The sequence below is a fragment of the Ruegeria sp. CDSA193 genome, assembly GCF_059611885.1.
The window spans coordinates 449,618-461,453 of record NZ_JBXWPN010000001.1; the positions used below are offsets into that span (position 1 = coordinate 449,618).

Annotated in this window: 10 protein-coding genes; 5 read left to right on the plus strand and 5 right to left on the minus strand. The window is 56.9% G+C overall.

Features of this window, described 5'->3' with window-relative positions; translation table 11 throughout:
- Positions 1-90: 90 nt before the first annotated feature.
- Positions 91-1,341, minus strand: coding sequence for a Zn-dependent hydrolase (locus AC2FLG_RS02230; protein ID WP_496704824.1), 1,251 nt, complete (start codon positions 1,339-1,341; stop codon positions 91-93).
- 169 nt (positions 1,342-1,510) lie between these two features.
- Here AC2FLG_RS02230 and AC2FLG_RS02235 point away from each other — a divergent pair, with 169 nt between their 5' ends.
- Positions 1,511-2,119, plus strand: a complete 609-nt coding sequence (locus AC2FLG_RS02235) for a TetR family transcriptional regulator C-terminal domain-containing protein (RefSeq protein WP_142634388.1) — start codon at positions 1,511-1,513, stop codon at positions 2,117-2,119.
- A gap of 252 nt (positions 2,120-2,371) precedes the next feature.
- Here AC2FLG_RS02235 and preA read toward each other — a convergent pair whose 3' ends face one another.
- The 3 genes from preA to AC2FLG_RS02250 form a co-directional block, all read right to left on the minus strand.
- The gene (gene preA / locus AC2FLG_RS02240; RefSeq protein WP_496704825.1) at positions 2,372-3,676 is read right to left on the minus strand and encodes an NAD-dependent dihydropyrimidine dehydrogenase subunit PreA; all 1,305 of its coding nucleotides are present in this window, start codon (positions 3,674-3,676) and stop codon (positions 2,372-2,374) included.
- A gap of 45 nt (positions 3,677-3,721) precedes the next feature.
- Positions 3,722-5,056, minus strand: coding sequence for an NAD(P)-dependent oxidoreductase (locus tag AC2FLG_RS02245; protein ID WP_496704827.1), 1,335 nt, complete (start codon positions 5,054-5,056; stop codon positions 3,722-3,724).
- A 157-nt stretch (positions 5,057-5,213) separates the two neighbouring features.
- Positions 5,214-5,846: a cupin domain-containing protein gene (locus AC2FLG_RS02250; protein WP_496704828.1), complete on the minus strand. Its 633-nt coding sequence runs from the start codon at positions 5,844-5,846 to the stop codon at positions 5,214-5,216.
- Positions 5,847-6,017: 171 nt separating this feature from the next.
- Here AC2FLG_RS02250 and AC2FLG_RS02255 point away from each other — a divergent pair, with 171 nt between their 5' ends.
- The 3 genes from AC2FLG_RS02255 to AC2FLG_RS02265 all read left to right on the plus strand — a co-directional run bounded on the left by AC2FLG_RS02255 (position 6,018) and on the right by AC2FLG_RS02265 (position 9,098).
- Positions 6,018-7,013 (plus strand): GT-B fold glycosyltransferase domain-containing protein, encoded by a 996-nt coding sequence (locus tag AC2FLG_RS02255; protein ID WP_496704829.1) that lies wholly within the window; start codon positions 6,018-6,020, stop codon positions 7,011-7,013.
- Positions 7,014-7,085: 72 nt separating this feature from the next.
- A complete protein-coding gene (locus AC2FLG_RS02260; protein ID WP_271946534.1) occupies positions 7,086-8,378 on the plus strand; it encodes an O-acetylhomoserine aminocarboxypropyltransferase/cysteine synthase family protein in 1,293 nt (430 codons plus the stop codon).
- Positions 8,379-8,381: 3 nt separating this feature from the next.
- Entirely contained in the window at positions 8,382-9,098 is a 717-nt protein-coding gene (locus AC2FLG_RS02265) for a GNAT family N-acetyltransferase (protein WP_496704831.1), read from the plus strand.
- On the opposite strand, the gene AC2FLG_RS02270 is transcribed toward AC2FLG_RS02265, so the two are convergent.
- Positions 9,095-9,790 carry an SIMPL domain-containing protein gene (locus AC2FLG_RS02270; protein WP_282021349.1) on the minus strand — a complete coding sequence of 232 codons (696 nt, stop codon included), beginning with the start codon at positions 9,788-9,790 and terminating at the stop codon, positions 9,095-9,097. The genes AC2FLG_RS02265 and AC2FLG_RS02270 overlap by 4 nt on opposite strands.
- A 164-nt stretch (positions 9,791-9,954) precedes the next feature.
- Between AC2FLG_RS02270 and AC2FLG_RS02275 the strand changes: the two genes are divergently transcribed.
- Complete coding sequence (locus AC2FLG_RS02275; RefSeq protein ID WP_496704833.1) at positions 9,955-11,832, plus strand: hypothetical protein; 1,878 nt, start codon at positions 9,955-9,957, stop codon at positions 11,830-11,832.
- Positions 11,833-11,836 lie beyond the last annotated feature (4 nt).

Sequence of the window (11,836 nt, forward strand, 5' to 3'; positions counted from 1 at the left end):
AATCTCCCTGATGCGGTCTGCGCCGCTTGCTTCATCTGGCTACAAATACCTCGGGGGGAGTCGCCCAACGGACGACGGGGGCAGAGCCCCCTATTCCACAATCCCAGCCGTCTCTACGACCGCATGAAACAGAACATCCGCCCCGGCGGCAGCCCAATCCTTGCTGATTTCTTCGGCTTCGTTGTGGCTTAGCCCATCCACACAAGGGCACATCACCATCGCTGTTGGTGCAACCCGGTTGATCCAGCAGGCATCATGACCGGCGCCCGAAATGATATCTGTATGAGAATAACCCAACCGTTCAGCCGCATCGCGCACGGCTGCCACGCAGCCTTCATCAAATTGCACCGGATCAAATCCGCCGACCTTCTCGAATTCGATCTGTAGGCCCATCTCATCCACGATATCTTCGGCCGCTACGCGCAGACGATTTTCCATATCGGTGATCACGTCCAGATCGGGCGAACGGAAATCGACAGTAAACACAACTTTCCCCGGGATCACGTTACGCGAATTCGGAAACACATCAATATGTCCTGCCGCACCCACCGCGTGGGGCGCATGGGACCAAGCAATCTCGTCAACCTTTTCAAGGATACGCGCCATCGCCAATCCGGCATTCTTGCGCATCGGCATCGGCGTAGACCCGGTATGGGCGTCCTTTCCGGTAACTGTAATCTGGGTCCAGCTGAGACCCTGACCATGGGTGACGACGCCGATATCCTTCCCTTCGGCCTCAAGAATGGGGCCCTGTTCGATATGCAGCTCAAAAAAGGCGTGCATCTTTCGAGCACCAACCTCTTCGTCACCGCGCCAGCCAATGCGGCTCAGCTCATCTCCGAACTTCTTACCATCGGCATCCTCACGGTCATAAGCCCAATCCTGCGTATGCATCCCGGCAAAAACCCCCGAGGACAGCATCGCAGGTGCATAGCGCGTGCCTTCTTCATTCGTCCAGTTGGTCGCAACGATTGGATGTTTGGTCTTGATTCCCAAATCATTGAGCGTGCGGATAATTTCCAGCCCGCCCAATACACCCAGAACACCGTCATATTTGCCGCCTGTCGGCTGCGTATCCAGATGTGAACCCACATAGACCGGCAATGCCTCGGGGTCCGAGCCCTCTCGATGCGCAAACATATTGCCCATTTGGTCCAGCCCCATGGTGCACCCGGCCTCTTCGCACCATTTCTGAAACAGCGCGCGGCCTGCCGCATCTTCATCCGTCAGGGTCTGACGATTATTGCCCCCCGCAACACCCGGGCCAATCTTGGCCATCTCCATCAGGCTGTCCCACAACCTGTCGCCATTGATCCTGAGGTTCTGCGCCGGAGCTGCCATCCTAGTCTTCCCTGTTGCTTGCGATTTGCTCGCTTTTGGTGTCTTGATTTGACCATCTGGTCAAACTCACGCTATCACGGGTTCGACATCAGTCAAGAAATAGCAGAGCTCGGTGGGAATTTTTGGCACATTCCGCACTTGCGAGCCCAAAAATCAGACAGGCAAAGACATGTCCAAAGACCGCGCACCAACACGAATTCAGAAAAAAAACCGCGCTGCAATTCTAGAAGCCGCTTTGAACGTGTTTTCTGCCTACGGTTTCCGCGGTGCCACCGTCGACCAGATTGCTGCCGAGGCCGGGTTGAGCAAGCCGAATCTTCTATATTATTTCCCCTCAAAAGAAGCGATTCACACGGCCCTTCTATCTGGCCTTCTCGAGATTTGGCTGGCCCCTCTCCATGATCTCGACGCCGACGGGGACCCATTGGAAGAGATACGCGCTTATATCCATCGCAAACTGCAAATGAGCCGGGAACTTCCGCGCGAAAGCCGTCTGTTTGCCAATGAACTGGTCCAGGGTGCGCCACGCATACACGATGCATTGTCCAATGATCTCAAAACTTTGATGGATGAGAAGACCGCAATCCTTACGGCCTGGATGGAACAGGGTAAAATCGCGCGCCTCCACCCCTACCACCTTATTTTCTCCATCTGGGCTTTGACACAGCATTATGCGGATTTCGATGTCCAGGTTCGGGCCATTCTTGGCGACGAAGACCCGTATGAAGGTGCTGAACCGTTTATCGACACGCTCTACCGCAAATTGCTGGCGCCTTAGGTTTTCGTTAGCCGGAACCCGCTCACCCTGAGCCTAGGATGACGCTACTCTTTTCTTCCCTGTCCACACACAGGTGCCGTGGTAAGGCTTTCGTTGGGTGGGTAGAGCGAGAAGTGGGACATAAGGCGTTCCAAGACGAAGTGAGGAGGCGCGGATATCATCTGATCCGCACCGCCACCCAAAATGTCGCAAACTGCCACAACGCCCCCCAACGACATCCTGCTCTAAGAAAATTCGACGAATTTTCTTGGACTACTCGGCGGCTTTCGCCATTGGATTGTTGGGATGGGTTGTCCAGTTGCCATATTCGGGCTGCACTTCCTGTCCCGTGCGCGGGTCGATTTCGCCAGCGTCCATCGGCACCATGGAAATACATCCCTCGACCGGGCACACATCCACGCACAGGTTACAGGCCACACATTCGTCATCCATAACCTCGAATACGCGCTCTTCGGACATTGAAATGGCCTGGTGGCTGGTGTCTTCGCAGGCGGCATAGCAACGACCACACTTGATGCACTGATCCTGATCAATCTTGGCCTTGGCGACATAATTCAGGTTCAGATATTGCCAGTCGGTCACGTTCGGAACCGCAAGACCGACAATTTCCGAGACGTCCTGATACCCTTTTTCATCCATCCATTTCGACAGGCCCGCCGTCAGTTCGTCAATGATCTTGAACCCATAGGTCATCGCCGCCGTGCAGACCTGAACATTGCCGCAACCCAATGCCATAAACTCTGCTGCATCGCGCCAGGTGGTCACACCGCCAATACCCGAGATCGACATTCCGTTCGTTGCCTGTCCACGCGAAATCTCGGACACCATCGACAGGGCAATCGGTTTCACCGCAGGGCCACAATAGCCGCCGTGGCTGCCTTTGCCGTCAATCGAGGGTTCAGGGCTGAAGCTATCCAGATTGACACTGGTAATCGAGTTAATCGTGTTGATCAGCGATACCGCATCCGCACCACCATTCTTTGCGGCTTCTGCCGGCTTGCGGATATCAGTGATATTCGGCGTCAGTTTCACGATGACCGGTCGGTCATAGTATTTCTTGCACCAGCGCGTCACCATCTCGATATATTCCGGCACCTGCCCTACGGCAGCCCCCATCCCGCGCTCGCTCATCCCGTGCGGACAGCCAAAGTTCAGTTCGATCCCGTCGGCACCGGTTTCGGCAACACGCGGCAGAATGGCCTTCCAGGCTTCTTCCTCACACGGCACCATAATCGAGGCGATCAGGGCGCGATCTGGATAATCAGCCTTAACCCGCGCCATTTCTTCAAGGTTTACCTCTAATGGGCGGTCCGTAATCAGCTCGATGTTGTTCAGACCCAACAACCGACGGTCTGCACCGTAGATCGCCCCATACCGAGGGCCATTAACATTGACGACCGGTGGACCTTCGGACCCGAGTGTTTTCCACACGACCCCCCCCCATCCGGCCTCAAAGGCACGGCGGACGTTATATTCCTTGTCCGTCGGCGGCGCAGATGCCAGCCAATATGGGTTGGGGCTTTCAATTCCCAGAAAGTTCGATTTTAAATCAGCCATTTATCCGGCCTCCCTGATGCTTGCAGGCATCTTGATCATTGAGTTTCACGCAATCAGACCTGCGTGGATATCCATCGCGGCATCGCGCCCCTCGGCCACTGCGGTCACGGTCAGGTCATCCCCGCCTGCGGCGCAGTCGCCTCCGGCCCAGACCGCTTGTACCGACGTGCGCCCGGGGCCCGTGACGGCGATCTTGTTCCCGTCCAACGTCAGCCCTTCGGGCGCTCCTTCCAGCGTCTGACCTATCGCCTTCAGCACCTGATCGGCAGGCAGGTGGGTTTTCTCGCCGGTGCCCTTCAACTGACCGTCATGGCTGGCAGTATACTCCAATTCGATCTCGGCGGCTGCCCCGTTGCCGTGTACGGCTACGGGCTGAACATTGGTCATGATCCTGACACCGTGCGATGCGGCCAGATCCTGCTCATAGCGGCTGGCACCCATCGCCTCGCGTCCGCGCCGGTAGGCGATGGTGACGTTTTCCGCGCCCAGCAATTTCGACTTTACAGCTGCGTCAACCGCGGTCATGCCGCCTCCGATGACGACGACATTCCGCCCAACGGGCAGCTCAGCCAGATCGGCTGCCTGACGCACATCCGAGATAAAGTCGACCGCGTCGCGCACGCCGGTCAGATCCTCGCCGCCCGCTCGCAATGCATTCACACCTGTCAGACCGATGGACAGGAAAACCGCATCGTAGTTGTCAACAAGGCCATCCAGCGACAGGCCCTCGCCCAGCACCGATCCGGTCTCGATGGTGATGCCGCCGATCCTCAGCAACCAATCGATCTCAGCCTGAGCGAAATCATTGGTCGATTTATAGGCGGCAATTCCATATTCATTCAGACCGCCGGGTTTTGGGCGGCTTTCGTGAATGACCACATCATGCCCCAGCATCGCCAGCCGATGCGCACAGGCTAGCCCTGCGGGCCCTGCCCCGATCACGGCCACCGTTTTGCCGGTGAATGCGGCGCGCTGGAACGGATGGTCGCCCGATGCCATAACGCTGTCAGTAGCAAACCGCTGCAAACGCCCGATCTCGACTGGCGATCCTTCGGCGGCTTCGCGTACGCAGACTTCCTCGCACAGCGTTTCGGTCGGACAAACACGGGCGCACATGCCACCCAAGATATTCTGACCAAGGATGGTTTCACCCGCAGCTTCAGGCTGACCGGCCTGAATCTGGCGCATGAACAATGGAATATCAATGTCTGTCGGACAGGCCGTCACACACGGCGCGTCATAGCAGAAATAGCACCGATCCGCGGCCACTGCGGCCTCATGCGGGGCAAGTGGTGGATGCAGATCCGTGAAATTCGAGGTCAGCTCATCGCTGGAAAGCCTCCCGGAGACTATGCCGGGGACCATCTGGCCCTGTGCCATCGCTCTACTCCCTGTAGATATGTTGTTATGGCCTCAGCTTGGCACAATCTGATTTTTTATCAAATGGTAAATTTTGCCAAATGGTCAAAAAATGAATAACCAGGCCGAAACACCCGGTTTTTTACTGTACATTGCTGGTTTTTTGGGCCGGAACCGCTCAGATCATCTGTGACAGGTGCCCAGATTTGATCCAAATTCGCGCGCCCTCTGCTCCGGCCAAAGCAGTGGAACGCGCACCTGGCGGTAATCTCAACCAGTCCCAGACCGAAAATTCTTCGTCGGATTCCTGCACCGAACCTGCGATGACAAACAACTCCAACCCATCGACTGCATCCAGATCCAGCTTTTCGCCAGGTGACAGATTCAATACGCGAACATCTTCGCGTGAGTCCTTGAAAAGCTGAAGATTCGAATCCCCAGTAATCGACCGACGAATTTCCGTCCTGTCGTCGGGGTCAAACTGGTGCAGTTTGACTAGTATCGTCGCGCCTTCTTTTGCCGAAGGCGTATGGGAAGATGTCGGAGGATTGCGCACATAACTACCTGCAGGAAAATCACCGGTCTCGTCCTGAAACACACCGTCCAGCACCAGATACTCCTCTCCTCCATCATGCGTATGGGCGGCAAAGGCGCTTCCTGGGGCAAAGCGGACAATCGTGGTGGCGCGGGCGACCTCTTCCCCGATCCGGTCCAACATCTTGCGCTCGACCCCTGCGGCAGGTGACGCAATCCAGTCATTCCTGTCGAAATGCACAGCAACACGTTTTGTAAAATCTGCGTTAACCCTCATGCGGCTTCTCCTGTTGGGTCTGGTCTCTAGATGGTTGCGCAAGTCCTGAATTCAAAATTCAGATGCATGATCTATGATCACATCTGGTTTTGTGCCACGTCTCTACCTAGTGTACGCCCAACCAAAATTCGAGCAGTGCTGGCCCAACGCCACGAACCCGAGAGACGCCCGATGCAGACCGCCAACAATAAATTCAATATCGTGGTCATCGGCCAAAACAATCGGCTGCAATACGAGGCACTGCTGTTTGCAGCCTCGTTACGACACAGCTGTCCCGATTTCGCTGGCCGCCTGTTTGTTGCCGTTCCTCAACCGGGGGCCCGATGGTCACAGGATCCCAGCATTCAGGATGAGGATGTCCTGAAAGCGCTACATCAGCTTGGGGCCGAAATTCTACCGTTTGAAAACCGGGCTTTCGGTAGAAGCTATCCCTATGGAAACAAGATCGAGGCGCTCTTGGCCCTGCCCGAGGGGGAACCGTTTGTCTTTTTCGACAGCGATACGCTTGTCACCGGAGACCTGAATAGTGTGCCCTTCGATTTTGACCGCCCCGGTGCCTCGCTGAAAGTCGAGGGAACATGGCCGCGCCCGACCCTGTATGGTCCGGGGTATGACGGTATCTGGCGCGCCCTGTATGAGCGGTTCGAACTGGATTTCGACAGCTCATTGGACAAGGCCCAACCGGCCGAATACTGGCGGCGCTACCTGTATTTCAATGCGGGTTATTTCTTTTACAGATGCCCACGCCAGTTCGGCGAACGGTTCCTGGAATATGCCTGCACTATCCGGGATGAGGATATCCCGGAACTCGCGGGCCAAACACTGGACCCATGGCTGGATCAGGTCGCATTGCCGCTGGTTATCCATGCCCTTGGCGGCGGCCGCGACGCACTGCCCACTGGCCTGCTGGACGGGTCGGTCACGTGCCACTACCGTCTGTTTCCTCTGCTGTATGCACGCGAAAGCGACCATGTGATCGAGGTTCTGGAAACTGTGGTTGCGCCCAACAAGTTCAAGAAAGTGCTCAAGGGCTATGACCCAATAAAGAAACTGGTGCTCCAGCGCAAAGGGCACAAAATACGCGAGATGTTCGATCGCGAAAACCTGCCTCAGCGCGAGCAGGTCATTCGCAACAAGATCAAAAGCAAAGGTCTATGGATGCGCTGACAGCAATGTTGTGCGCACGCGTCCAATCGCCTAGAGATTCTGCAACTCATAGTTCAACAGGAGATTTTCACCATGTCTGACGGCCCCACCTACGGTTTCGACACGCTTCAAATTCACGCAGGCGCACGCCCTGACCCGGCAACAGGTGCGCGTCAGACGCCGATTTATCAAACAACGGCATATGTGTTTCGCGATGCAGACCACGCGGCGGCTCTGTTCAACCTGCAGGAAGTCGGCTTTATCTATTCCCGCCTGACCAATCCCACCGTGGCGGTTCTGCAGGAACGCGTGGCAACGCTTGAGGGTGGCGTTGGAGCAGTTTGCTGCTCGTCCGGTCATGCCGCCCAAATCATGGCACTGTTCCCGCTGATGGGACCTGGCTGCAACGTGGTGGCCTCGACCCGGCTGTATGGCGGCACAATCACTCAGTTTAGCCAGACGATCAAACGGTTCGGCTGGTCTGCCAAGTTTGTGGATACTGACGATCTGGATGCTGTGAAGGACGCGATCGACGAAAATACACGAGCGGTGTTCTGCGAATCCATCGCCAACCCGGGCGGCTATGTCACCGATATCCGCGCACTGGCGGATGTGACGGATGGCGCCGGCATTCCGCTGATCGTCGACAACACCTCGGCCACACCCTATCTGTGCCGCCCGATTGAGCACGGCGCGACGCTGGTTGTGCATTCAACCACCAAATACCTGACCGGCAACGGCACTGTCACCGGCGGCTGTATCGTGGATTCGGGCAAGTTCGATTGGTCCGCGAATGACAAATTTTCCTCGCTCAGCCAGCCGGAACCGGCCTATCACGGGCTGAAATTCCACGAGACATTCGGTCCGCTGGCCTTCACATTCCACGGCATCGCCATCGGCCTGCGTGATCTGGGCATGACGATGAACCCACAGGCGGCGCACTACACGCTGATGGGAATCGAGACCCTGTCTTTGCGAATGGAGCGTCATGTAGAGAACGCGCAAAAGATCGCAGCCTGGCTAGAGGCCGATGACCGCGTGGAATATGTGACCTATGCGGGCTTGCCGTCGTCGCCCTATCACGACCGGGTCAAGACGCATTACCCCAAAGGGGCCGGTGCGCTGTTCACCTTTGCGGTCAAGGGCGGCTATGACGCCTGTGTCAAACTGGTGAACGCGCTGGAGATCTTCAGCCATGTGGCCAACCTGGGCGACGCGCGGTCGTTGATCATTCATTCGGCCTCGACCACCCACCGTCAGCTGACCCCGGAACAGCAAGAGGCCGCAGGTGCCGGTCCCGGCGTTGTTCGGGTGTCCATCGGTATCGAAGACGCCAACGATCTGATCGCCGATCTGGATCAGGCGCTGGCCAAGGCAACGGCCTGACAAATGGCTGGGCACGATACCAACGATCTAGGCCAGCCCATCGGCCGGCCGGTTTCGGGCAATTTTCCGCGCCCGACGCCGCCTTATACGCCGATGGAAGGTCACTATTGCTCGGTCGTGCCCCTTGATGTGAACAGGCATGCGCCCGGTCTGTACCGGGCGTTTGCCAATGACACTGATGGGCGGAACTGGACTTATCTGCCCTATGGCCCATTCGACAGCGAAGAAGATTTCGCCGCCTGGACCCGCGCGTCCTGTATGGATGCCGATCCCATGTTCCACACAGTGCTAGACGGTGATGGCACCCCGATTGGCATGGCCTCGTTCCTGCGGATTGAACCTGCGGCCGGTGTGGTCGAGGTTGGGCACATCCATTTCTCACCGCTATTGCAACGCAGCCCGAAATCCACCGAGACGATGTACCTGATGATGCGCCGCGTGTTCGACGAGCTGGGGTATCGCCGTTACGAATGGAAATGCGACGCGCTGAATGCCCCGTCCTGCAGTGCGGCCCAAAGGCTGGGCTTTACCTTCGAGGGCATCTTTCGGCAGGCCACCCATTATAAGGGGCGCAACCGCGATACGGCCTGGTACTCGATCCTCGATACAGAATGGCCGCGCATCCGCTCTGCTTTCGAGGCCTGGCTTTCACCAGAAAATTTTGATCAGTCGGGCCAGCAGCGGCAATCCCTGATGGCCCGAACCAGCGACACATCCTAGTCGGAAATCAGAAATTCCATCGACACGTTGACCGAGACCGAAATCTCACCCCCGGAAACCGGAACGCCGCCCTCAGCTGCCATGTTCATTGCACGCATTTGCGGCATGGGATTGAACCCTCCGGCCTGTTCGCGGATCATCTGAACCGGACCCAGCGTGACTTCGGCCGCCTGTGCCAGTTGGTTGGCCTTTGCCCGCGCCTCACCGACAGCTTTGGCCCGCGCCTGTGCCTCAAGCGGTGCAGGGTCCTGAATTCCGAAACTCAGCCCGCCGAAATTGTTGGCCCCGTCGTCAATGACCGCATCCATGATGGTACCCAGCTGCGACAGATCGCGAACACGCACCACGACGCTGTTGGATGCGACAAAGCCGGAAATCTCGGGCCGCTCTCCGCTAGAACTGTTCCGCCCAGACCATACCGGCGACAAAGACAGATCACGTGTTTGCACATCACGGGTTTCGATCCCCATCTCATCCAGTCGAGTTAGAATTTTGGCCACCGCGTCCGAAGTCGCTTGCATCGCATTTGATGCCTGTGCATCTTCGTTTGTTACACCCAGGGTAATGGTGGCCATATCCGGGGCCACATGCACCATGCCTACCGCATCAACAATGATGCGACGTTCTTCCGCAGTTGCCATCCCTACCGACGTCATGGCCAGCACAGCGGCCAGAAAAGCGATTTTCTTCAATATCTTCCCTCCAATTTTCCTGATTTCAACATGGGGCTGCACCGGGTCACGAGGCAAGAGGAGACGCAGGCTTTTTCTTTCCCTCGGCGAGATCCTGCTTTAATGTCGGTCTGCGGACGAGGCATCGTTTGCATTGCAACTGACAATTATGGTTCCTCCGGATTATGAAACCCGCTTTTGCGCTGTCCATTTCTACAACCGGAATTTCTTTGCACCACAATTCCGATGGCGACTGGTTCGCCATAGGTGAGGTGTCGTTGGATGCCTCCAACTTGGAAGAGCAGCTGAAAGCGCTTCGGGACAAGGGGTTTGCACTTGAAAATGACCTGAGTAGCAAGGTCGTCATCCCAAGGGATCAGGTCAAATTCATCAAAGTCGATACCGCCGGATCATCCTTCGAAGACACCGAACAGGCTGTGCAAAACGCTGTATCCGATGCCACCCCTTATGACCTGACAGAGCTGATATATGTCACGGCACATGACGGGGCGACCACATGCGTCGCCGTCGTTCCACGCGATACACTGGAGGAAGCTCGGGGGTTTGTGCTGGGATACGGATTCGTTCCGGTCGCGTTCAGCGCTGCATATGAAACAGATGACTTTCCGACCGAACCGTTTTTCCCGCTTGGGGGCGCGCCTGCGACCACAAACGCGCCCAAAGTGATCGCCACAGACCCCGCGCAGGATAGTCCGGTTGTTCACGCGATCGCCGATTCTACCGCTCCGACCAGCTTTTGGCCTGTCCAAAAAGTGGCCGCACCTAACTGGACCTCTCTGCCATCAGTGCGAATTGCAGCGGCGGTGGCTTTGATGTTGGTGGCCGGTGGCATATGGAGTCTTTTCAGAGAAGACAGCCCTGCCCCTGCCGATTCAGAACTGGCCCTGCTGGACGAAACAATATCCCAACCCGAACCGAGTTCTGGACCTGTCGAGCCCGCAGAGACACCCGCAGAACAGGCAGAAGTCACAGTGCCCGAGACCGCAGAGCCAGAAATGGCACCGACCTCTGAATCAGAGTCCGAGCTGTCTGCAACCGACCAGGCCATTCTTGAGGCGCTGAGCGTTGCGCCCGCGTTGGTAGACGAAATCGAGCTTGAGCCTGAACCTCAGTTAGTTCCGACACAGCCGGAGATCGAAATCACGTCACCGGGCATTTTGATAGCGCCAGCGCAGGATCCGCAAATTGAGCTGTATCTGGCCTCCAAAGACGACTCGAATCTGTCGCGTGATGCAATCGCCTTGCCGCCAGTACACACATACGACACCGACCTGCCATTTGATTTCGAACCACTTTCAACCGCTGCCGGGGCTAGGTTCAGCCTTGATGAGCGCGGGTTGGTAATACCAACCAAAGAAGGCGTCTTGAACCCGGACGGGGTGGTTGTCTATTTGGGAACACCTTCGAAAACTCCCCCTCCATCGGCTTTGGTCCGGCTGGAAAAGGCACCTGTTGAGGAAGTGGTCGACAACAGGCTGGCGACATTGCGACCAAAACCAAGGCCCGAGAACCTGACCGAAAATTTTGAACGGCAACGGCTTCAAGGGCGTACATTGAAGGAATTGTCCGGAATTCGCCCGAAACCGCGCCCGGAATCCCTGTTGCGTGCCCCGCCGCCCCCGGAATCGACTGAGCCCCTTGCGGAAATGAGGGTGCCGCGCCCCAAACTCCGACCGGCCGGACTGACCCGGCAGGCCAGTGCAGGTACTGCGACTTTGGGTTCGGCAGCTGGAATTGAACAGCTCAACAATGAGGTCGGAACGTTCCAGCCCAAAACCACAGCGCCCAAAATCCCATCCTCGGCTTCGGTTGCACGGCAGGCCACAATCGACAATGCAATCAACCTGCGGAAACTGAACCTGATCGGGGTTTACGGCAGCCCATCCAATCGCCGCGCATTGGTTCGGCTGCCCAGTGGCAGGTACAAAAAGCTTAAGATCGGGGACAGGCTTGACGGCGGCAATGTCATTGCTATCAGCGACAATGAATTGCGCTATCAGAAACGCGGGCGAAACGTGGTTCTCAAGATGCCACGTGGTTAAGGGG